This window comes from Streptomyces sp. Ru62 (assembly GCF_002920615.1).
Taxonomy (GTDB): Bacteria; Actinomycetota; Actinomycetes; order Streptomycetales; family Streptomycetaceae; genus Streptomyces.
On record NZ_PQSU01000001.1, the window covers coordinates 368,501 to 389,694 of the forward strand.

Below are 21,194 nucleotides of genomic sequence, written 5' to 3' on the forward strand. Positions count from 1 at the left end.
CGGTCGCGGCCCGTCCTTCCCGAGTCCCGTCAGCCGTACGGCCTTCCGAGCGTCACCGAGGTGTCCGCGCCATGACCCAGCCGCCCCCGCCACCCCCGAACCAGCCGCCGGCGCAGCCCCCGCAGCCCCCGGCCCAGCCTCCCCAGCCGACGCAGCCTCCGCAGCCGCCGGCCCAGGGTCCGCAGCCGCAGCCGCAGCCGCAGCCGCAGCCGCCGCAGCCGGGCTACGGCTATCCGCCGGTCCGCCCCCGCAGCCCGGTTACGGCTACCCGGGCGCGCAGCACAACCCGTACGCCCAGCAGCCCCCCGCCCCCACCGCCCCGCAGTCTCCCGGCTACGGCGCCCAGCCGCACAACCCCTACGCCCAGCCCACGCAGCCCATGCAAGGCATGCAGCCGGGTTACGGCTATCCGGGCCATCCGGGCCAGGGTCAGCCGCCGACCGTGCCGATGGCGCCCCGGCCGGGGGCGGGCGGCGGCGGACGGAACAACACCGTGCTGCTCATCGTCGTCGCGGCGGTCGTCGCCATCGCGCTGATCATCGGCGGCGGCATCTGGTACGCCAAGTCCTCCGGGGACGACGGCAAGCGGCACGACACCGCGTCCTCCGGTGGCGGCACCGGCGGCTCGGACGACAAGGGCTCCGGGGGCACGACCGGAGGCGGCGGCAAGGAGAAGGCGCCCGCCGACCCGTCCTCCCGGCTGCTCTTCGGGGTGCCGCTGCCCAAGGCGGACGACACGGTCAGCGTGGAGGGCTCGTGGCTGACGGACACGGTGTACGCCAAGAGCGGCATCGCGAAGGTCGTCGGCTACGACCCGGTCAAGGGCACCGAGCTGTGGACGATCAAGCTGCCCGGCCCGGTGTGCGCGGCCAGCGAGCACGTGGACGACGACGGCCGGACGGCGATCGCCTTCCAGCCGAAGATGCCGGAGAAGGGCTCCTCCGCGGGGTGCAGCCAGGTGGCTGCGATCGACCTCACCGCGGGGAAGAAGCTGTGGACGAAGTCGGTCAAGTCCGGTGACTACCCCGTCATGTTCGCCAATGTGACGGTCGCCCAGCACACCGTCGCGGTCGGCGGCTCCGACGGCGGCGCCGCGTTCGACATCGAGTCCGGCAAGACGCTGTGGCAGCCGAAGCCCGACGACACCTGCTACGACGAGGGGTACGGCGGCGGCGCCAGGCTGGTCGCGGTGCGCAAGTGCGGCGAGTACGACGACCCGCAGCTCAACATCCAGACCATCGACCCGGTCAGCGGCAAGGTGATCTCCGAGTACAGGATGCCGGACGGCGTCCTGTACGCGTCCATCGTCTCCACCGACCCGCTGGTGGCCGCCGCCGACGTCGGCCAGAGCGCGGGCGACGGCAGCGGTGTCTCGGACTACTTCTCCATCGACGACAAGACCGGCAGGCTGCTCGCCCGCATCCCCGCGCCCGGCGACACCTACGGGGGCCGCTGCGACGGCACCAACCGCATCGAGGACTGCCGGCAGGTCGTGGCGGGCAACGGCAGGCTCTACCTGATGACCGAGGCGCACGACGGCAAGGGCGAGTACACCCGGACCAACGAGATCGTCGCCTTCGACCTGAAGACCGGCAAGCCGACCGGCCAGCGCGCCGAGGCCGGCGACGGTTACACGCTCTCCCCGCTGCGCATGGACGGCGGCAACCTGATCGCCTACGACGCGCCGCCGTACAACAAGGGCGGACAGGTCGTCAGCATCGACAGCGGCTCGTTCAAGGTGACCAGGCTGCTGGAGAACCCGTCCACGAAGAGCGTGCGGGACTCCGAGGTCAACCTGCTGCCGGAGTACGCGGAGCTCCGCTTCGGCAAGGGCCGGCTGTACATGTCCGCCGTGTTCGCCAAGGAGCGGGACATGTCGTCGTACAGCAAGGAGTACCTCGTGATGGCGTTCGGCACGGACGGCTGATCCGCGGCCTCACCCGAATGAGTGACTTGCCGAGAAGTGCCCCGGATTTCATCGATCCGGGGCACTTCTCATGAAGAGGGGCAGCGCGACGTCGAACAAGCGTGTAGCTTCCGGGGGCATGAAGGGCGGGGGTGCCCGGGGGACTGGGGGGTTGCTCTATGGGAGTGCGGCTCATGGTCGTGGACGACCATCGGCTGCTCGCGGAGGCGCTGGCGTCCGCGCTCAAGCTGCGCGGGCACCGGGTGCTCGCCGCGGCGGCGCCGGCCGCGGGCGCGGCGGACCTCGTGATCGCGCGGGCGCCGGAGGTGTGCCTGCTGGGCACGGCGGCACCGGCCGAGGCGGGGATCTTCGACCCGGTGGTCAAGATCAAGCGGGAACGTCCGCAGGTGGCGGTGCTGGTGCTGGGCCCCGTGCCGTCACCGCGCGGGATCGCGGCGGCCTTCGCCGCGGGGGCGTCGGGGTACGTGCGGCACGACGAGCGGATCGAGGGCGTCGAGCGGGCCATCATGAAGGCCCGGGCCGGGGAGGCGGCGGTGGCGCCGCAACTGCTCCAGGGGGCCTTCAGCGAACTGCTGAATCCCGCCGCACAGCCCGATGACGAGGCCCAGCGGCTCCTGGAGATGCTGACGCCGCGGGAGGTCGAGGTGCTGGTGCGGGTGGCCGACGGGGAGGACACGCGCCGGATCGCGGCGGGCATGGGCATCGCACCGAGCACGGCGCGTACGCACGTCCAGCGGGTACTGATGAAACTGGGCGTGGGCTCACGCCTGGAGGCGGCGGCCCTGGCAGCCCGAACGGGCCTCCTGGACCGCGCGGGCCCCCTGCGGGACGCGCCCGCCGACTAGGCGCCCCGCGCTGGGGCAGCGCCCCGGAGGGGCGCGGGGAACTGCGCGACCAGCCCCCGCGCGCCCGCAGTCGGGACACGGCCTGTCGGCCCCGGACTTACTCCTTCTCTTCCGGCAGACCCTCCGGAGGAAGCGGCGGGGGAGTGGGCCGCAGCTTCAGCCAGGCCAGGAAGAAGATGCCCAGGAGCAGCATGCCGATCCCGGTCCAGAGATTGATGTTCACGCCCTCGGCCTTGTCGATCGCGGCCTGCGAGTCGGTGATCCCGGTGATCGTGACGATGACGCCGTAGACCACGAAGAGTCCGCCGATGATGCGCCGCAGGTCGAAGATGCGTGCCGCGGTCGCCGACTTGGTCTCCAGCTCGGAGACCTCCCGCAGGACGTCCTGCTCGGTGTAGTGCAGCGGACGACGAGGCTGCTCGGAGTGGTCAGGATGCTCAGTCATGGTTCCTCGATCCTCCCGCGTCAGAACGAGAACGGGATGTAGCAGACGGCGGCCAGCACGACCGCGCCCCAGCCCAGCAGGGCCGGCTTGCGGTACCACGCGTCGTCGCCCTCGGCGGGCGCTTCGGACATGCCGGGGGAGCGGGTGCCGTACACCAGGCCCTGCAACTGCTCCGCCGGCTTCGGCTTGGTGAACAGCGACACCGCGACCATCACCACCGCGCCGGCGACGAAGCCCGCGATGGCGGAGACGAAGTTGGCGCCCTGGTCGGTCGGGATGGAGATGATGTCCTTCTTGTAGAGGACGAAGTAGTTGACCATCGCGGTGACGGTGCCGGCGAGCAGGCCCCAGAACCCGGATTTCGCGGACGCCCGCTTCCAGAACATGCCGACGATGAAGACGACGAACATCGGCACGTTGAAGAAGGAGAACAGCGTCTGGAGGTAGCTCATGATGTTCGAGAACGAGGACGCCAGGAACGCCGTGCCGACGGAGGCGCAGACGCCGATCGCGGTGATCAGCCGGCCGAAGCGGACGTAGTAGCCGTCCTCACGCCCCCGCACCACGTACTTGGCCCAGATGTCGTTGGTGAACACGGTGTTGAAGGACGACACGTTCGCCGCCATGCCCGCCATGAAGGCGGCCAGCAGACCGGTGACGGCGATGCCGAGCACGCCGTTGGGCAGCAGCTCCTGCATCAGGAAGGGGATGGCGTCGTTGTACTGGTAGCCGGAGCCGGAGGTGCCGAACTTCGGCACGATCGCGGCGGCGACCAGGCCCGGGATCATCACCAGGAAGACGATGAAGATCTTGGGGTAGGCCGCGATGAGCGGCGTGCGCTGACCCGCCGAGAGGTTCTTCGCGGACAGGGCGCGCTGCACCTCGGCGAAGTTGGTGGTCCAGTAGCCGAAGGAGAGCACGAAACCGAGGCCGAGGACGATGGTCAGCCAGTTGGCGCCGAGCGGGTTGGCGTGCCCGATGCCGGTGCCGCCCCACGCGGTGGTGAAGTCGGCCCCGTGGGTTGCGGTCAGCTTGTCGGTCAGGCCGCCCCAGCCGCCGACCTTCTTCAGGCCGAGAATCGTGATCGGGATGAGCGCGGCCAGGATCACGAAGAACTGGAGGACCTCGTTGTAGATCGCCGAGGACAGGCCGCCCAGGGTGATGTACGCGAGGACGAACGCGCCGGCGACGACGATGGCGACCCACTGCGGCCAGCCGAGCAGGGCCTCGACGACGATCGCGAGGGCGTAGAGGTTGACGCCCGCGATCAGGATGGCGGCGAACGCGAACAGGATCGAGCTGAGCAGGTGGGCGGCCCGGTCGAAGCGCAGCAGCAGGAACTCGGGGACCGAGCGGACCTTGCTGCCGTAGTAGAAGGGCATCATCACCAGGCCGAGGAAGACCATGGCGGGGATGGCGCCGATCCAGTACCAGTGGACGGTGTAGGCGCCGTACTGGGCGCTGTTCGCGGCCATGCCGAGGATCTCGGTGGCCGCCAGGTTCGCCGAGATGAAGGCGAGGCCGGTGATCCAGGCGGGCAGCGAGCGTCCGGAGAGGAAGAAGTCGAGGCTCGTCTTGACCGAGCGCCGGGCCGCGAAGCCGATGCCCAGGACGACGACGAAGTAGATCGCCAGGATCGTGTAGTCCAGCCAGTTGGTGGGGAGTCGTAGCTCCGCCGCCAGATAGGTGGGGGCGTATGTGGGGGTTTGCATGAGAACTCGCTTCGTTGCGCGAACTGATCCAGAGCGGAACCTACGCCGCCGTGTTCGATATTTGAACACTCCAGCTGGTGTTCTTTGTTTGATTGTGATCGACCGAGGTGTTGTGGACTTGTGGTCTGTTATGTTTGTTTGTGTTGAGTGATTGGGTGCGGACACACCCGTAGGGCCCGAACAAGGAGTCCGGCGTGAAGAAGACCTCGACCCGGCTGGCCGACGGTCGTGAGCTGATCTACTACGACCTGCGGGACGACACCGTGCGCGACGCGGTCGACCGGCGCCCGCTGGACCGTACGGTCACCACGTCCGAGATCCGCCGCGACCCGCTGCTCGGCGACTGCGTCGCCGTCGCCTCGCACCGCCAGGGCCGCACCTACCACCCGCCGGCCGACGAGTGCCCCCTGTGCCCCACCCGCGGCGACCGGCTCAGCGAGATCCCGGACTCTTCGTACGACGTCGTCGTCTTCGAGAACCGGTTCCCCTCCCTCGCCGGCGACTCCGGGCGCTGCGAGGTCGTCTGCTTCACCTCCGACCACGACGCCTCCTTCGCGGACCTGAGCGCCGAGCAGGCGCGGCTGGTGCTGGACGCGTGGACGGACCGCACGTCGGAGCTGTCGCATCTGCCCTCCGTCGAGCAGGTGTTCTGTTTCGAGAACCGCGGTGCCGAGATCGGTGTGACCCTCGGTCACCCGCACGGACAGATCTACGCCTACCCCTTCACCACCCCGCGCACCGCGCTGATGCTCCGCTCGCTCGCCGCCCACAAGGAGGCCACCGGCGGGGCGAACCTGTTCGACACGGTCCTGGAAGAGGAACTCGCCGGGGAACGGGTCGTCCTTGAGGGTGAACACTGGGCGGCCTTCGTGCCGTACGCGGCGCACTGGCCGTACGAGGTCCACCTGTACCCGAAGCGCCGCGTGCCCGACCTGCTCGCCCTGGACGAGGCGGCACGCACAGAGTTCCCCCAGGTCTATCTGGAACTCTTGAGGCGCTTCGACCGGATCTTCGGCGAGGGTGAGCCGCCGACGCCGTACATCTCCGCCTGGCACCAGGCCCCGTTCGGCGCGCTGGAGGAGTTCGACGGTGTCACGCGCGACGACTTCGCGCTCCACCTTGAGCTTTTCACCATCCGCCGTACTTCCGGCAAGCTGAAGTTCCTCGCGGGTTCCGAGTCCGGCATGAGCGTGTTCATCAACGACGTGCCGCCGGAGCGCGCGGCCGAGCGACTGCGAGAGGTAGCGAGTTCATGAAGTACCTGGTGACGGGTGGCGCGGGATACGTCGGCAGTGTCGTGGCCCAGCACCTGCTGGAGGCCGGCCACGAGGTCACCGTCCTCGACAACCTCTCCACCGGCTTCCGCGCGGGCGTCCCGGCCGGCGCGGCCTTCGTCGAGGGCGACATCCGCGACGCCGCCAAGTGGCTCGACCCCTCCTTCGACGGCGTGCTGCACTTCGCCGCGTTCTCGCAGGTCGGCGAGTCGGTGGTGAAGCCGGAGAAGTACTGGGACAACAACGTCGGCGGCAGCATGGCCCTGCTCGCCGCGATGCGCGAGGCCGGCGTCCGCAAGCTGGTCTTCTCCTCCACCGCCGCCACCTACGGCGAGCCGGAGCAGACCCCGATCCCGGAGAGCGCCCCGACGCGGCCCACCAGCCCCTACGGCGCCTCCAAGCTCGCCGTCGACCACATGATCACCGGCGAGGCGCACGCGCACGGCCTGGCGGCGGTCTCCCTGCGCTACTTCAACGTGGCGGGTGCGTACGGCGCGTACGGCGAGCGGCACGACCCCGAGTCACACCTGATCCCGCTGGTCCTCCAGGTCGCCCAGGGCCGCCGCGAGGCGATCTCGGTCTTCGGCGACGACTACCCGACCGCCGACGGCACCTGCGTCCGCGACTACATCCACGTCGCCGACCTGGCCGAGGCCCACCTCCTGGCCGTCCGGGCCGCCACCCCGGGCCAGCACCTGATCTGCAACCTCGGCAACGGCAACGGCTTCTCCGTCCGCCAGGTCATCGAGACCGTCCGCGAGGTCACCGGTCACCCGATCCCCGAGGTGGTGGCCCCGCGCCGGGGCGGCGATCCGGCGGTCCTGGTCGCCTCCGCGGACACCGCCCGCGAGAAACTGGGCTGGAACCCGACCCGCGCGGATCTCGCGGGCATCGTCGCGGACGCGTGGGAGTTCGCGCAGAGCATCACAAGGGAGCACTAGTGGGTGCACAGCAGGTCGCGCAGCGCTTCGCCGAGTTGTACGGGGCCGAGCCGGAGGGTGTGTGGGCGGCGCCCGGCCGGGTCAACCTGATCGGTGAGCACACCGACTACAACGACGGCTTCGTCATGCCGTTCGCGCTCCCGCACCAGGCGGTCGCCGGGGTCTCCCGCCGCGACGACGGCCTCCTGCGCCTGCACTCGCAGGACGTCGAGGGCGGGGTCGTGGAGCTGCGGCTGGACGCCCTCGCCCCGGGGACCGACCGGGAGTGGACGGCGTACCCGGCGGGCGTGGTCTGGGCGCTGCGCGAGGCGGGTCACGAGGTGACCGGCGCCGACATCCACCTGTCCTCCACGGTCCCGACGGGCGCGGGCCTGTCCTCGTCGGCCGCGCTGGAGGTCGTGATCGCCCTGGCGCTGAACGACCTGTACGACCTCGGTCTGCAGCGCTGGCGGCTGGCCCGCCTGTGCCAGCGCGCCGAGAACGTCTACGTCGGCGCGCCGACCGGGATCATGGACCAGACGGCGTCGGCCTGCTGCGAGCAGGGCCACGCGCTGTTCCTGGACACCCGTGACCTGTCCCAGCAGCAGATCCCCTTCGACCTCGTGGCCGGGGGCCTGCGCCTGCTGGTGGTCGACACCCAGGTCAAGCACGCCCACAGCGGCGGCGAGTACGGCAAGCGCCGGGCCGGCTGCGAGAAGGGCGCGGCCCTGCTCGGCGTCGACGCCCTGCGGGACATCCCCTACGACGGCCTGGACGCGGCCCTCGCCCGCCTCGGCGACGAGGAGGAGGTCATCCGCCTGGTCCGCCACGTGGTCACGGAGGACGAACGCGTCGAACGCACCGTCGCCCTGCTGCGCGCCGGCGACACCCGCGCCATCGGCCCCGTCCTCACCGAGGGCCACGCCTCCCTGCGCGACGACTTCCGCATCTCCTGCCCGGAGCTCGACCTGGTCGTCGACACGGCCCTCGCCGCCGGCGCCCTGGGCGCCCGCATGACCGGCGGCGGCTTCGGCGGCTCGGCGATCGTCCTGGCGGAGGCGACCGACGTCGACACCCTCACCAAGGCGATCGAAGAGGCCTTCGCCGCGGCGGACTTCAAAGCCCCACGAGTCTTCGAGGCGGTCCCTTCGGCGGGAGCCCGGCGACTCGTCTGATCCTCCGTCAGCCCAGTCGCTTCGTGAGTGTGTACTCCGTGATCCCCGGCGGGTAGTCGGGGATCACGGACACCACCTCGTAGCCCTGTTTCCGGTAGAACTCCGGGGCCTGGAAGTTCCAGGTCTCCAGGCGGGAGCCCGTGCAGCCGCGGTCGGTCGTGGCGATGCGTTCCGCCTCCGCCAGCAGGCGGGTGCCCAGGCCCGCGCCGCGGTGTGCTGCGTCCACCCACAGGTAGGTGACGTGCAGCCAGGTCGTCCAGGTGTGGCCGACCAGGCCGCCCGCCAGGTCGCCGGCGGTGTCCAGTGCCCAGAGGTGGAGGGGCACCTCGCGTTCGCCGGGCGTGCCGCGCAGCGCGGCCAGGACCGGGGACGCCGCCGTGTTGGTGTCCCACAGCCGTGCGCGGAGCAGTTCACGTCGCTCTTTGTCGACTTCCGCCTCAATACGAAACATGCGGCACACCATAAACGCGTCGGACGGCCAGTTCTGCAATTCGCCTTCCGTTGCGTGCTCCCATCCGTACTCTGTGGAGCAGCACCGGTGGGGGCCGGTGCCGCTCAGGGGGCGAGACAGGCGGGTACGGCGCCCGCGGTGGGGGTAGCAGTGTCCGCAACGGCGGCGGCCGTGCGGTGCGCGTCCCCAGTCCGCGGGTGTCGTACCCGCGCCGGTCGTCGTTCTCCGGATCCTTTCCGGGCTTTTCCGGACCAACCAATTCCGGAGCTTTCCGGACCTTGGGTATCCCCTGCTCCACGCGGAGCCTGGGGAAGGGGGTTACGTGGTTCGCATCCGAGTCCTGGTCGTGGACGACCACCGCATCTTCGCCGAGTCGCTCGCCGCCGCCCTGGCCGCCGAGCCGGACGTCGACGTCTCCGCCGCCGGCAGCGGCCCGGCCGCGCTGCGCTGCCTGGAGCGCGCGGCCGGCGAGGGCCGGCGCTACGACGTCCTGCTGGTCGACGCCGACCTGGGCGGCCGGCTGCCCGGCGTCCGCCCGGCCGTGCCGGTGCAGGAGGGCGACGAGGAGGGCCTGGTCGACGGGATCTCGCTCGTCACCGGGGTCCGGGCAGCCCACCCGGCCGTACGGATCGTCGTCCTCGCCGAGAAGGACGACCCGCGCCGCGCGGCCCTCGCGCTCCAGGCGGGGGCGTCCGGCTGGGTCGCCAAGGACTGCTCGCTGTCCCGGCTGCTGACGGTGATCCGGGGGGTGCTGCGTGAGGAGACGCATCTGCCGCCCGCGCTGCTCACCGGCGTGCTGAAGGAGCTGACGGCGGCGCGCAAGCACCGCACCGAGAGCGAGCGGTTGGTGGAGTCCCTCACCCCGCGCGAGCGGGAGGTGCTGCGCTGCATGGTCGCGGGACTCGGCCGCAAGGCCGTCGCCGAGCGGCTGTTCCTGTCCCCGCACACCGTCCGCACCCATATGCAGAACGTCCTCGGCAAGCTGGGCGTCCACTCCACGCTGGCCGCCGTCGCGCTGGCCCGGCGGGCCGGGGTGGGCCCGGTGGACCTAACCGGGAATGTTGTCGAACGGGGCGGTCAGCTGGCGTAGCAGGCCGGCCAGCTCGGCGCGCTGGGCGCGGGACAGCTCGGCGAGGATCGCCCGCTCCTGCTCCAGCAGGCCCGCCAGCGCCTGGTCCGCGCGGTCGCGGCCCTCGTCGGTCAGCCGGACCAGCACGCCCCGCCGGTCGCTGGGGTCGGGCAGCCGCTCGACCAGGCCCTTCTTCGCCAGCCGGTCGATGCGGTTGGTCATCGTGCCCGAGGTGACCAGCGTCTGTGTGAGCAGCTGACCGGGGGAGAGCTGGTACGGCGTGCCCGCGCGCCGCAGCGCGGTCAGCACGTCGAACTCCCAGGGCTCCAGCTGGTGCTCGGCGAAGGCCAGCCGGCGGGCGCGGTCGAGGTGCCGGGCGAGTCGGCTCACCCGGCTGAGCACTTCCAGCGGCTCCACGTCGAGGTCCGGACGCTCCCGGCGCCACGCTGCGACCAGCCGATCGACCTCGTCCTCCATGGAGATCAGTGTAGTGGTTGTGTCGATGTGAAGTCTCTTGAAGTCGAGTCTCTTGACATCGAGAGAAACTGACGGGAACAGTGGGGGCATGACGACGCCGAGCTGGGACCCCGCCCAGTACCTCCGCCACGCCGGGCACCGGGCCCGGCCCTTCGCCGACCTCCTCGCCCGGATCCCGGCCCTCCCCGGCGACCGGCCCCGCATCGCCGACCTCGGCTGCGGCCCCGGCAACGTCACCGCCCTGCTCGCCGGCCGCTGGCCCACCGCCCGCATCACCGGCTACGACAACTCGCCCGAGATGCTCGACAAGGCCCACGTCGACCACGAGGGGCCCACGGCCGGGGGCGGCCGGCTCGACTTCGCCCACGCCGACGTGCGGACCTGGACGCCCACGGAGCCGTACGACCTGATCGTCTCCAACGCCACCCTCCAGTGGGTGCCGGGCCACGCCGACCGCTTCGCCGACTGGATCGCCGCCCTCGCGCCCGGCGGCACCCTCGCCTTCCAGGTCCCGGACAACATCGACGCCCCGCTGCACGCCCTGATGCGCGACCTCGCCGGCACGCCCCGCTGGCGCGACCGCCTCGCCGACGTCCTGCGCCGCACGGACTCCGTGCACACCCCCGCCACCTACCTGGACCGCCTCACCCGCCTCGGCTGCGCGGCCGACGTGTGGGAGACGACGTACTTCCACGTCCTCCAGGGCGAGGACCCCGTCCTCGACTGGGTGAAGGGCACCGGCCTGCGCCCCGCCCTGACCGCCCTCGCCGACGATCCCCAGGCCCGCGACACATTCCTCACCGAGTACCGGGACCTGCTGCGAGAGGCGTACCCGAGCGCGCCGTACGGCACGGTCCTGCCGTTCCGGAGACTGTTCGCCGTGGCCGTGAAGGAGTCCTGAGCGTGCTCGTCGCCCTCGACCACGTCCAGCTCGCCGCCCCCGTCGGATCCGAGGACCGGCTGCGCGCCTACTACACCGGTGTCCTCGGCATGACCGAGATCCCCAAGCCGCCGGCGCTCGCCGCACGCGGCGGCTGCTGGTTCGAGGCCGGCTTCGTCCAGCTCCATCTGGGGATCCAGCGCGACTTCCGGCCCGCGCAGAAGGCCCACCCCGGGCTGCGGGTGCGGGACATCGAGGCCTACGCGGCCCGGCTCACCGCGCTCGGCGCGCCCGTCACCTGGGACGACGCCCTCCCCGGCCACCGGCGCTTCTACTCCGAGGACCCCGTCGGCAACCGGCTGGAGTTCCTGGAACCGGCCCCCTAGGACGCTCAGCTCTTGCGGTGCCCTATCAGGCGCGGCTTCTGCTCCAGACCGTCCAGGCCGTGCCACGCCAGGTTCACCAGATGGGCCGCCACCTCCGACTTCTTCGGGCGGCGCACGTCCAGCCACCACTGCCCGGTCAGCGCGACCATGCCGACCAGCGCCTGGGCGTACAGAGGGGCGAGCTTGGGGTCGAAGCCGCGCGACTTGAACTCGCGGCCCAGGATGTCCTCCACCTGGGTGGCGATGTCCGAGATGAGGGACGCGAATGAGCCCGTGGACTGGGGGATCGGGGAGTCGCGGACCAGGATGCGGAACCCGTCCGTGTACTCCTCGATGTAGTCCAGGAGGGCGAACGCGGCCTGCTCGCACAGCTCACGCGGATGGCCGGCCGTCAGCGAGCTGGTGACCATGTCCAGCAGCCGCCGCATCTCGCGGTCCACGACCACCGCGTACAGCCCCTCCTTGCCGCCGAAGTGCTCGTACACCACCGGCTTGGACACCCCGGCCTTCGCCGCGATCTCCTCCACCGACGTGCCCTCGAAGCCCTTGGCGGCGAAGAGGGTGCGACCGATCTCCAGCAGCTGCTGGCGGCGCTCGGCACCGGTCATACGGGTCCGGCGGGTCCGCCGGGGTTTGTCGTTGCCTGAGGTGCTGCTGGAGTCGGTCGCCACGGCGTCAATCATGCCGCCTCGGCCGTCTCCCCCCGGCGCCGGGAGCCGCCTTCCCCGGTGTCACGGCGCGAATCGATACGCGAGCGTGACGGCCAGCGCACGTCGTACGCCCAGCCGAGCAGCTCGAAGATGCGGATGAACCGGGCCGAGGAGTCGATCTGGCCGCGCATCACACCGTGCCGCGCCGACGTCGGGTCCGCGTGGTGCAGGTTGTGCCAGGACTCGCCGCAGGACAGCACCGCCAGCCACCACACGTTGCCCGAACGGTCCCGCGACTTGAACGGCCGCTTGCCGACCGCGTGGCAGATCGAGTTGATCGACCAGGTCACGTGGTGCAGCAGCGCCACCCGGACGAGTGAACCCCAGAAGAACCCGGTGAACGCGCCCCACCAGGACATCGTCGCCAGACCGCCGATCAGCGGCGGCAGTCCCAGGGACACGGCCGTCCACAGCACGAACTGCCGGGAGATCGCCCGCATCGCCGGGTCCTTGATCAGATCCGGCGCGTACTTCTCCTGCGGGGTCTGCTCCTCGTCGAACATCCAGCCGATGTGCGCCCACCACAGGCCCTTCATCAGCGCCGGAAGCGTCTCGCCGAACCGCCACGGGGAGTGCGGGTCGCCCTCCGCGTCGGAGAACTTGTGATGCTTGCGGTGATCGGCCACCCAGCGCACCAGCGGACCCTCGACCGCCAGCGAACCCATGATCGCGAGCGCGATCCGCAGCGGCCGCTTCGCCTTGAACGAACCGTGGGTGAAGTACCGGTGGAAACCGATCGTGATGCCGTGGCACCCCAGGAAGTAGAAGAAGACCAGCAGGCCCAGATCGAGCCAGCTCACCCCCCATCCCCAGGCCAGCGGCACGGCCGCCACCAGTGCCAGGAACGGCACGGTGATGAACAGGAGCAGCGTGATCTGCTCGATCGAACGCTTCTGCTCGCCGCCCAGCGTGGCGGAGGGAGGGGGTGTGTCGGTGGCCTTACGGGCTTCTTCGATCACATCGGAACTTGAGGTCATGCGCGTCCCCTGTGGGGTCGATGGTCGAGGCAGATGCCGGGCCGCGGCGACCGTACGGAAGTCGACGGCGCTTCCCTACGGTTCCGTAACCTACGGCATCGTAAGTATGGCAGCGTGTCGCGCGGCGGCAAGAGCCCCAGAGCCTGCGCGTCCACATGGCCACCTATCCTTGGACTCGGTCGGACAGCGCGGTCCGCTGAAGTTTCCTTCCCGGACCCTCCGGCCCGTATGCGGCACCCGCCGTGTGTGACAGCCGGCCGGGTTCCCTCCCAGACGAGCTTCAACACTGCAAGGAGCCGCACCTGTGAGCAGTGCCGACGACCAGACCACCACGACCAGCAGCGAGCTGCGCGCCGACATCCGCCGGCTGGGTGATCTCCTGGGGGAGACCCTCGTCCGGCAGGAAGGCCCCGAGCTCCTCGACCTGGTCGAGAAGGTCCGCCGCCTCACCCGCGAAGACGGTGACGCCGCCGCCGAGCTGCTGCGCGGCACCGAACTGGACACCGCGGCCAAGCTGGTCCGCGCCTTCTCCACCTACTTCCACCTCGCCAACATCACCGAACAGGTGCACCGCGGCCGCGAACTGCGCGCCCGGCGTGCCGCCGAGGGCGGCCTGCTCGCCCGCACGGCCGACCGGCTCAAGGACGCCGACCCCGAGCACCTGAAGCAGACCGTCCAGAACCTCAACGTCCGCCCGGTCTTCACCGCGCACCCCACCGAGGCCGCGCGCCGGTCCGTCCTCAACAAGCTGAGGCGCATCGCCGCGCTCCTGGACACCCCCGTCCTCGACACCGACCGCCGCCGCCACGACGTCCGCCTCGCCGAGAACATCGACCTCGTCTGGCAGACCGACGAACTGCGCGTCGTACGCCCCGAACCCGCCGACGAGGCCCGCAACGCGATCTACTACCTGGACGAGCTGCACGCCGACGCCGTCGGAGACGTCCTGGAGGACCTGACCGCCGAACTGGAACGCGTCGGCGTCAAGCTCCCCGACGACACCCGCCCCCTCACCTTCGGCACCTGGATCGGCGGCGACCGCGACGGCAACCCCAACGTCACCCCCCAGGTCACCTGGGACGTCCTCATCCTCCAGCACGAACACGGCATCAACGACGCCCTGGAGATGATCGACGAGCTGCGCGGACTGCTCTCCAACTCCATCCGCTACACCGGCGCCACCGAGGAACTCCTCGACTCCCTCAAGACCGACCTGGAGCTGCTCCCCGAGATCAGCCCCCGCTACAAGCGCCTCAACGCCGAGGAGCCCTACCGGCTCAAGGCCACCTGCATCCGGCAGAAGCTGGAGAACACCAAGCAGCGCCTCGCCAAGGGCACCCCGCACGAGGAAGGCCGCGACTACCTCGGCACCGGCGAACTGCTGAAGGACCTGCGCATCATCCAGGCCTCCCTGCGCGAGCACCGCGGCGGCCTGTTCGCCGACGGCCGCCTCGCCCGCACCATCCGCACCCTCGCCGCCTTCGGCCTCCAGCTCGCCACCATGGACGTCCGCGAACACGCCGACGCCCACCACCACGCCCTCGGCCAGCTCTTCGACCGGCTCGGCGAGGAGTCCTGGCGCTACGCCGACATGCCCCGCGACTACCGCGCCAGGCTCCTCGCCAAGGAACTGCGCTCCAGAAGGCCGCTCGCCCCCACCCCGGCCCCCGTCGACGCCGCCGGGCAGAAGACCCTCGGCGTCTTCGAGACCGTCAAGAGGGCCCTGGAGGTCTTCGGCCCCGAGGTCGTCGAGTCCTACATCATCTCCATGTGCCAGGGCGCCGACGACGTCTTCGCCGCCGCCGTCCTCGCCCGCGAGGCCGGACTGCTGGACCTGCACGCCGGCTGGGCCAAGATCGGCATCGTCCCCCTCCTGGAGACCACCGACGAACTGAAGGCCGCCGACACCATCCTGGAGGACATGCTCTCCGACCCGTCCTACCGGCGCCTGGTCGCGCTGCGCGGCGACGTCCAGGAGGTCATGCTCGGCTACTCCGACTCCTCCAAGTTCGGCGGCATCACCACCAGCCAGTGGGAGATCCACCGCGCCCAGCGCCGGCTGCGCGACGTCGCCCACCGCTACGGCGTACGCCTGCGCCTCTTCCACGGCCGCGGCGGCACCGTCGGCCGCGGCGGCGGCCCCTCCCACGACGCCATCCTCGCCCAGCCCTGGGGCACCCTGGAGGGCGAGATCAAGGTCACCGAGCAGGGCGAGGTCATCTCCGACAAGTACCTCATCCCCTCCCTCGCCCGGGAGAACCTGGAACTGACCGTCGCGGCCACCCTCCAGGCCTCCGCCCTGCACACCGCCCCCCGCCAGTCCGACGAGGCCCTCGCCCGCTGGGACGCGGCCATGGACGTCGTCTCCGACGCCGCCCACGCCGCCTACCGCCGCCTGGTCGAGGACCCCGACCTCCCGGCGTACTTCCTCGCCTCCACGCCCGTCGACCAGCTCGCCGAGCTGCACCTGGGCTCGCGGCCCTCCCGCCGCCCCGGCTCGGGCGTCTCGCTCGACGGCCTGCGCGCCATCCCGTGGGTGTTCGGCTGGACCCAGTCCCGGCAGATCGTGCCCGGCTGGTTCGGCGTCGGCTCCGGCCTCAAGGCGCTGCGGGAAACCGGTCTGGACACCGTGCTCGGCGAGATGCACGAACAGTGGCACTTCTTCCGCAACTTCATCTCCAACGTCGAGATGACCCTCGCCAAGACGGACCTGCGGATCGCCCAGCACTACGTCGACACCCTCGTCCCCGACGAGCTCAAGCACGTCTTCGACACCATCAAGGCCGAACACGAGCTGACCGTCCGCGAAGTCCTGCGGGTCACCGGCGAGCAGGAACTCCTGGACGCCCAGCCGGTCCTCAAGCAGACCTTCGCCATCCGCGACGCCTACCTGGACCCCATCTCCTACCTCCAGGTCACCCTGCTCAAGCGGCAGCGCGACGCCGCCGCGGCCGGCACCGACCCCGACCCGCTGCTCTCCCGCGCCCTGCTCCTCACCGTCAACGGCGTGGCGGCGGGCCTGCGCAACACCGGCTGACCCGCTCGCGGAAGAGGGTGCCCCCGAGGTCGTACGACCCCGGGGGCACCCTCTTCGCTCGTCTCACTGCACCGCCGCGAACGCCGCCGTCAACAGCACCGCGCCGGACAGCCCCAGCACCCACGCCGCACGGACCAGCCGCATCCCGCCCGCCACCACCACCGAGGCCAGCAGCAGCGCCCCGCCCAACGGCACCCACGCGTACAGGATGCCCGCCGGGCCCGACCGCACGGCCTCCGCGGTACCGGGCTTGAGCACCACGGCGTACGTCGCCCCCGTACGCACCGCCACCGACTTCCCGATCTCCACGCGCGCGCGTGGCCGCGCCCCCGCCGACGCCGGCGTGAACGGCCCCGCACAGGTGTCCCCGACACACCGCGTCACCGTCACCGTGCCGGACTCACGCCCCTTCGCCAGCATCACGTGCTGGGCGGTCCCCCAGGACCCCCGCACCCCGGCGAACAGAATCAGCGCGGCGAGCGCACCCATCGCCGCCACCCGCCCGAACCGCAACGCGGACACGGACGCCTGACGAGCGGTACTGGCTGAGGCAGGCATGGCCGGGATCATTGGCCATACCCCTACGGCCGGTCAACTCCCCGCAGGTCCAAGCCAGGACAAGTCAGGAGTTGTACGCGCTCTGCGCCCGCTCCAGCCCCTCCGTCACCAGACACTCCACCGCGTCCGCCGCACGGTCCACGAACCAGTCCAGCTCCTTGCGCTCCGCCGACGAGAAGTCCTTCAGCACGAAGTCCGCCACCTGCATCCGGCCCGGCGGCCGGCCGATCCCGCACCGCACCCGGTGGTAGTCCGCACCCATCGCCTTCGTCATCGACTTCAGACCGTTGTGCCCGTTGTCACCGCCACCCAGCTTCAGCCGCAGCGTCGCGTAGTCGATGTCCAGCTCGTCATGGACCGCGACCACGTTCCCCACCGGAACCTTGTAGAAGTCCCGCAGCGCGTTCACCGGACCACCGGACAGGTTCATGTACGACATCGGCTTCGCCAGCACCACCCGACGGCTCCCCGGCCCCGCCGGACCGATCCGCCCCTCCAGCACCTGCGCCTGCGCCTTGCCCGCCCGCTTGAACTTCCCCCCGATCCGCTCCGCGAGCAGGTCGGCCACCATGAACCCGATGTTGTGCCGGTTCATGGCGTACTCCGGCCCGGGATTGCCGAGCCCGACGATGAGCCAGGGATCACTGGCGGCGGTGGTCACGTCCATGTCTCCTTGATACGCGCCAGCCGCCGCCCCCGGCGAGGGAGGCGGCGGCTGAACAGATGATGACGACGGGGAGGATCAGGCCTCCGCCGCCTCCTCGCCCTCGGCGGCCTCGCCCTCGGTCTCCTCGGCCTGGGCCTGGAGGACCTGGATCACCACGGCGTCCTCCTCCACGGCCAGGGACACGCCGTTCGGCAGCGTGATGTCCTTCGCGTGGATGGAGGCACCGGCCGCCAGACCCTCGACGGAGACGGTGACCTGCTCCGGGATGTGCGTGGCCTCGGCCTCGACCGGCAGCGCGTCCAGGACGTGCTCCAGCAGGTTGCCGCCCGGGGCCAGCTCGCCCTCGACGTGCACCGGGATCTCGACCGTGACCTTCTCGCCACGCTTGACCAGCAGCAGGTCGACGTGCTCCAGGAAGCCCTTCAGCGGGTCGCGCTGCACGGCCTTCGGGATCGCCAGCTCGTTGCTCTTGCCGTCGATGTCCAGGGAGATCAGGACGTTCGGCGTACGCAGCGCCAGCAGCAGGTCGTGGCCCGGCAGGGTCAGGTGCAGCGGGTCGGAGCCGTGGCCGTACAGAACGACCGGCACCTTGTTGTCACGGCGGATGCGGCGGGCCGCACCCTTGCCGAACTCGGTGCGGGTCTCGGCGCTGAGCTTCACCTCGGACATGTGGATCACTCCTCGTAGGAACTCGGAACGGACGTGGTCACCCGGCCACGAACGGCCTGCTACGAAGAGCGCGTCGATAACGGACCGCCGTACACGAGTACGGCCTCCCTCGCCGAGCAACTGCAGCAGTCTACTCGGAGGGGGAGGCCGTACCCAAAACGATCACCTACCGGTGCGCAAGGGGATGCGCGAGGAGGTGCGGAAGTGAGTGCAGAAACCTCACTGCTCGTCGAAGAGGCTGGTCACCGAGCCATCCTCGAACACCTCACGTACCGCACTCGCGATCGTCGGAGCGATCGACAGCACCTTGATCTTGTCCAGATCCGCCGCCAGCTCACCCGGCGTCGGCAGCGTGTTCGTGAACACGAACTCACTCACCCGCGAGTTCTTCAACCGATCGGCCGCCGGACCCGACAGCACACCATGCGTCGCCGTCACGATGACATCCTCCGCACCGTGCGCGAACAACGCGTCCGCAGCCGCACAGATCGTGCCACCCGTGTCGATCATGTCGTCCACCAGGACACACACACGACCCTTGACCTCACCCACGACCTCGTGGACGGTCACCTGGTTCGCCACGTCCTTGTCACGCCGCTTGTGCACGATCGCCAGCGGCGCACCGAGCCGGTCACACCACCGGTCCGCCACCCGCACCCGGCCCGCGTCCGGCGACACCACCGTCAGCTTCTCCCGGTCCACCTTCGCACCCACGTAGTCCGCCAGCAGCGGCAGCGCGAACAAGTGGTCCACCGGACCGTCGAAGAAACCCTGGATCTGATCCGTGTGCAGATCCACGGTCAGGATGCGGTCCGCACCCGCCGTCTTCATCAGATCCGCGATCAGACGCGCCGAGATCGGTTCACGACCCCGGTGCTTCTTGTCCTGCCGCGCGTAACCGTAGAACGGCACGATCACGGTGATCGACCGCGCTGAAGCACGCTTCAGCGCATCGATCATGATCAACTGCTCCATGATCCACTTGTTGATCGGAGCCGTGTGGCTCTGGATCAGGAAACAGTCCGCACCACGAGCCGACTCCTGATAACGGACGTAGATCTCACCATTCGCGAAGTCGAAGGCCTTCGTCGGGACGACCCCGACACCCAGCTGCTGGGCGACCTCCTCGGCAAGCTCGGGGTGGGCGCGGCCGGAGAAGAACATCATCTTCTTCTCGCCGGTCGTCTTGATCCCGGTCACAGCACAGTCTCCTCAGAGGTTGTCTCAGCCAGCCGGCTGCTCGGCGACCTCTCGGCTGGGCGTGAGAGGCCGTATCAGCTGGTAAGGATGCAGGGTGCACACGTGCGAAAGTGCACTTATCACGGTACGCCGTGTTCGGCGCACGCGTTTCCGGTCAGTCCTCGTTCCCACCCGGCCGGGACGACGCCTCGGCCGCCTTCGCCGCCGCGCTCCCAGGACGCTTCCGAGCCACCCAACCCTCGATATTCCGCTGCTGACCACGGGCCACGGCCAGCGAACCCGGCGGCACATCCTTCGTGATCACCGACCCCGCCGCGGTGTAGGCACCGTCCCCGACCGTGACAGGAGCCACAAACATGTTGTCCGCACCGGTCCGGCAATGCGACCCCACCGTGGTGTGATGCTTGTCCTGACCGTCGTAGTTCACGAACACGCTCGCCGCGCCGATGTTCGTGTAGTCACCGATCCGCGCGTCCCCCACGTACGACAGGTGCGGCACCTTCGTGCCCTCCCCGATCGACGCGTTCTTCGTCTCGACGTACGTCCCGATCTTGCCCTTCGCACCCAGCCGGGTCCCCGGCCGCAGATACGCGTACGGCCCCACGGACGCCCCCGCCCCCACGACCGCCCCGTCGGACACCGTGTTGTCCACCCGCGCCCCCGGACCCACCTCCGTGTCCTTCAGCCGGCAGTTCGGCCCCACCTCGGCACCCTCACCCAGCCGCGTCGACCCCGTCAGCTGCGTCCCCGGATGCACCACCGCGTCCCGCTCGAAGGTGACGGTCACATCCACCCACGTGGTCGCCGGATCGACGATCGTCACCCCCTCCAGCATCGCCCGCTCCAACAGCCGGTCGTTCAGGATCCGCCGCGCCTCCGCGAGCTGCACCCGGTTGTTGATCCCGGCGATCTCACGATGGTCGGCCGCCACCGACGCCCCCACCCGGTGCCCGGCCTCCCGCAGGATCCCCAGCACGTCCGTGAGGTACTCCTCACCCTGACTGTTGTCCGTCCGCACCTTCTTCAGCGCCTCGGCCAGCAACTGCCCGTCGAACGCGAACACACCGCTGTTGATCTCCCGGATCTCCCGCTGCGCCTCGGACGCGTCCTTGTGCTCCACGATCGCGGTGACGGCACCCGTCGCCCCGTCCCGCACGATCCGGCCGTAACCGGTCGCGTCCGGGACCTCGGCGGTCAGCACGGTCACGGCGTTGCCGTCCGCGCCGTGCGTCTCGGTCAGCCGCCGAAGCGTCTCGGCCGTGAGCAGCGGGGTGTCCCCGCACACGACCACGACCGTCCCCTCGACGGACCCGCCCAGCTCCTCCAGCCCCATCCGCACGGCGTGCCCCGTGCCGTTCTGCTCCGCCTGCACGGCGGTCCTGGTGGCCGGATCGATCTCGGCGAGGTGCGCGCCGACCTGCTCACGGGCGTGGCCCACCACGACGACGAGGTGCTGCGGGTCCAGCTCACGTGCGGCGGCCAGTACGTGTCCGACCAGGGAACGGCCGCAGATGTCGTGCAGGACCTTCGGTGTGGCCGACCTCATACGGGTGCCCTCACCCGCTGCGAGAACGACGACGGCGGCCGGGCGAATGGCGCTCACGGGGTTGCCCTTCGGCTGTGGGTGGGTGGGGGTGACAGCCGCAGGATACCGGGGTGGGTTGAGGGGGACATGAGTACGGGCCCTGACGGTGGTGTCAGGGCCCGAACCTGGGTCTTGTGTGCTGTGGCTCCCCCGCAAGGATTCGAACCTTGTCCTGCTGGTACCAAAAACCAGTGTGCTGCCAGTTACACCACGGGGGACAGCGATTCAGA

19 protein-coding genes, 1 tRNA gene and 1 pseudogene are annotated in these 21,194 nt (G+C 70.3%); 9 read left to right on the plus strand and 12 right to left on the minus strand.

Annotated features, from left to right (window positions below; genetic code table 11):
• Positions 1–71: 71 nt before the first annotated feature.
• A pseudogene (locus C3492_RS01790) lies at positions 72–1,927 on the plus strand (PQQ-binding-like beta-propeller repeat protein).
• A gap of 158 nt (positions 1,928–2,085) precedes the next feature.
• Positions 2,086–2,772, plus strand: a complete 687-nt coding sequence (locus C3492_RS01795) for a response regulator transcription factor (protein ID WP_103809905.1) — start codon at positions 2,086–2,088, stop codon at positions 2,770–2,772.
• 97 nt (positions 2,773–2,869) lie between these two features.
• Here C3492_RS01795 and C3492_RS01800 read toward each other — a convergent pair whose 3' ends face one another.
• On the minus strand, positions 2,870–3,217 hold the full coding sequence (locus C3492_RS01800; RefSeq protein WP_103809906.1) for a hypothetical protein: 348 nt from the start codon (positions 3,215–3,217) through the stop codon (positions 2,870–2,872).
• A 20-nt stretch (positions 3,218–3,237) separates the two neighbouring features.
• Complete coding sequence (locus C3492_RS01805) at positions 3,238–4,929, minus strand: sodium:solute symporter family protein (RefSeq protein WP_103809907.1); 1,692 nt, start codon at positions 4,927–4,929, stop codon at positions 3,238–3,240.
• A gap of 194 nt (positions 4,930–5,123) precedes the next feature.
• Here C3492_RS01805 and galT point away from each other — a divergent pair, with 194 nt between their 5' ends.
• Genes galT through galK form a run of 3 tightly spaced genes read left to right on the plus strand, consistent with a single transcriptional unit; the run spans position 5,124 to position 8,298 of the window.
• Positions 5,124–6,185 carry a galactose-1-phosphate uridylyltransferase gene (gene galT / locus C3492_RS01810; protein ID WP_103809908.1) on the plus strand — a complete coding sequence of 354 codons (1,062 nt, stop codon included), beginning with the start codon at positions 5,124–5,126 and terminating at the stop codon, positions 6,183–6,185.
• Entirely contained in the window at positions 6,182–7,144 is a 963-nt protein-coding gene (gene galE / locus C3492_RS01815) for a UDP-glucose 4-epimerase GalE (RefSeq protein WP_103809909.1), read from the plus strand. Before galT ends, galE begins: the two co-directional genes overlap by 4 nt.
• Positions 7,144–8,298, plus strand: a complete 1,155-nt coding sequence (gene galK / locus C3492_RS01820) for a galactokinase (RefSeq protein ID WP_103809910.1) — start codon at positions 7,144–7,146, stop codon at positions 8,296–8,298. Before galE ends, galK begins: the two co-directional genes overlap by 1 nt.
• 7 nt (positions 8,299–8,305) lie before the next feature.
• Here galK and C3492_RS01825 read toward each other — a convergent pair whose 3' ends face one another.
• Positions 8,306–8,761 carry an N-acetyltransferase gene (locus C3492_RS01825; protein ID WP_181140155.1) on the minus strand — a complete coding sequence of 152 codons (456 nt, stop codon included), beginning with the start codon at positions 8,759–8,761 and terminating at the stop codon, positions 8,306–8,308.
• Positions 8,762–9,071: 310 nt separating this feature from the next.
• Here C3492_RS01825 and C3492_RS01830 point away from each other — a divergent pair, with 310 nt between their 5' ends.
• Entirely contained in the window at positions 9,072–9,839 is a 768-nt protein-coding gene (locus tag C3492_RS01830) for a response regulator transcription factor (protein ID WP_103809911.1), read from the plus strand.
• Here C3492_RS01830 and tamR read toward each other — a convergent pair.
• Positions 9,798–10,295, minus strand: coding sequence for a MarR family transcriptional regulator TamR (tamR, locus tag C3492_RS01835; protein WP_014673201.1), 498 nt, complete (start codon positions 10,293–10,295; stop codon positions 9,798–9,800). The genes C3492_RS01830 and tamR overlap by 42 nt on opposite strands.
• An 88-nt stretch (positions 10,296–10,383) precedes the next feature.
• Here tamR and C3492_RS01840 point away from each other — a divergent pair, with 88 nt between their 5' ends.
• On the plus strand, positions 10,384–11,196 hold the full coding sequence (locus C3492_RS01840) for a trans-aconitate 2-methyltransferase (protein ID WP_103809912.1): 813 nt from the start codon (positions 10,384–10,386) through the stop codon (positions 11,194–11,196).
• A gap of 2 nt (positions 11,197–11,198) precedes the next feature.
• A complete protein-coding gene (locus tag C3492_RS01845; protein ID WP_103809913.1) occupies positions 11,199–11,561 on the plus strand; it encodes a VOC family protein in 363 nt (120 codons plus the stop codon).
• Between the two features lie 5 nt (positions 11,562–11,566).
• On the opposite strand, the gene C3492_RS01850 is transcribed toward C3492_RS01845, so the two are convergent.
• Both C3492_RS01850 and C3492_RS01855 read right to left on the minus strand, forming a co-directional pair.
• Positions 11,567–12,244, minus strand: coding sequence for a TetR/AcrR family transcriptional regulator (locus tag C3492_RS01850; RefSeq protein ID WP_103809914.1), 678 nt, complete (start codon positions 12,242–12,244; stop codon positions 11,567–11,569).
• Positions 12,241–13,248: a fatty acid desaturase gene (locus C3492_RS01855; protein ID WP_103809915.1), complete on the minus strand. Its 1,008-nt coding sequence runs from the start codon at positions 13,246–13,248 to the stop codon at positions 12,241–12,243. The genes C3492_RS01850 and C3492_RS01855 overlap by 4 nt, the downstream gene beginning before the upstream one ends.
• 304 nt (positions 13,249–13,552) lie before the next feature.
• Between C3492_RS01855 and ppc the strand changes: the two genes are divergently transcribed.
• Positions 13,553–16,285, plus strand: coding sequence for a phosphoenolpyruvate carboxylase (gene ppc, locus C3492_RS01860; protein ID WP_103809916.1), 2,733 nt, complete (start codon positions 13,553–13,555; stop codon positions 16,283–16,285).
• A 63-nt stretch (positions 16,286–16,348) separates the two neighbouring features.
• Here ppc and C3492_RS01865 read toward each other — a convergent pair whose 3' ends face one another.
• The 6 genes from C3492_RS01865 to C3492_RS01890 all read right to left on the minus strand — a co-directional run bounded on the left by C3492_RS01865 (position 16,349) and on the right by C3492_RS01890 (position 21,182).
• Entirely contained in the window at positions 16,349–16,855 is a 507-nt protein-coding gene (locus C3492_RS01865; RefSeq protein ID WP_181140141.1) for a hypothetical protein, read from the minus strand.
• Between the two features lie 52 nt (positions 16,856–16,907).
• Entirely contained in the window at positions 16,908–17,510 is a 603-nt protein-coding gene (pth, locus tag C3492_RS01870; protein WP_103809917.1) for an aminoacyl-tRNA hydrolase, read from the minus strand.
• Between the two features lie 75 nt (positions 17,511–17,585).
• A complete protein-coding gene (locus tag C3492_RS01875) occupies positions 17,586–18,179 on the minus strand; it encodes a 50S ribosomal protein L25/general stress protein Ctc (RefSeq protein WP_103809918.1) in 594 nt (197 codons plus the stop codon).
• A gap of 219 nt (positions 18,180–18,398) precedes the next feature.
• The gene (locus C3492_RS01880; protein ID WP_103809919.1) at positions 18,399–19,379 is read right to left on the minus strand and encodes a ribose-phosphate diphosphokinase; all 981 of its coding nucleotides are present in this window, start codon (positions 19,377–19,379) and stop codon (positions 18,399–18,401) included.
• A gap of 154 nt (positions 19,380–19,533) precedes the next feature.
• Positions 19,534–20,982: a bifunctional UDP-N-acetylglucosamine diphosphorylase/glucosamine-1-phosphate N-acetyltransferase GlmU gene (gene glmU, locus C3492_RS01885; protein ID WP_103809920.1), complete on the minus strand. Its 1,449-nt coding sequence runs from the start codon at positions 20,980–20,982 to the stop codon at positions 19,534–19,536.
• A 124-nt stretch (positions 20,983–21,106) separates the two neighbouring features.
• A tRNA-Gln gene (locus tag C3492_RS01890) sits at positions 21,107–21,182 on the minus strand.
• Positions 21,183–21,194 lie beyond the last annotated feature (12 nt).

What these genes read in the sequence shown, in the direction of transcription:
- C3492_RS01795 (WP_103809905.1), top strand. Translation starts at nt 2,086, where the DNA reads ATGGGAGTGCGGCTCATGGTCGTGGACGACCATCGGCTGCTCGCGGAG.
- C3492_RS01800 (WP_103809906.1), bottom strand. Translation starts at nt 3,217, where the DNA reads ATGACTGAGCATCCTGACCACTCCGAGCAGCCTCGTCGTCCGCTGCAC.
- C3492_RS01805 (WP_103809907.1), bottom strand. Translation starts at nt 4,929, where the DNA reads ATGCAAACCCCCACATACGCCCCCACCTATCTGGCGGCGGAGCTACGA.
- galE (WP_103809909.1), top strand. Translation starts at nt 6,182, where the DNA reads ATGAAGTACCTGGTGACGGGTGGCGCGGGATACGTCGGCAGTGTCGTG.
- C3492_RS01825 (WP_181140155.1), bottom strand. Translation starts at nt 8,761, where the DNA reads ATGGTGTGCCGCATGTTTCGTATTGAGGCGGAAGTCGACAAAGAGCGA.
- tamR (WP_014673201.1), bottom strand. Translation starts at nt 10,295, where the DNA reads ATGGAGGACGAGGTCGATCGGCTGGTCGCAGCGTGGCGCCGGGAGCGT.
- C3492_RS01840 (WP_103809912.1), top strand. Translation starts at nt 10,384, where the DNA reads ATGACGACGCCGAGCTGGGACCCCGCCCAGTACCTCCGCCACGCCGGG.
- C3492_RS01850 (WP_103809914.1), bottom strand. Translation starts at nt 12,244, where the DNA reads ATGATTGACGCCGTGGCGACCGACTCCAGCAGCACCTCAGGCAACGAC.
- C3492_RS01855 (WP_103809915.1), bottom strand. Translation starts at nt 13,248, where the DNA reads ATGACCTCAAGTTCCGATGTGATCGAAGAAGCCCGTAAGGCCACCGAC.
- C3492_RS01865 (WP_181140141.1), bottom strand. Translation starts at nt 16,855, where the DNA reads ATGATCCCGGCCATGCCTGCCTCAGCCAGTACCGCTCGTCAGGCGTCC.
- pth (WP_103809917.1), bottom strand. Translation starts at nt 17,510, where the DNA reads ATGGACGTGACCACCGCCGCCAGTGATCCCTGGCTCATCGTCGGGCTC.
- C3492_RS01875 (WP_103809918.1), bottom strand. Translation starts at nt 18,179, where the DNA reads ATGTCCGAGGTGAAGCTCAGCGCCGAGACCCGCACCGAGTTCGGCAAG.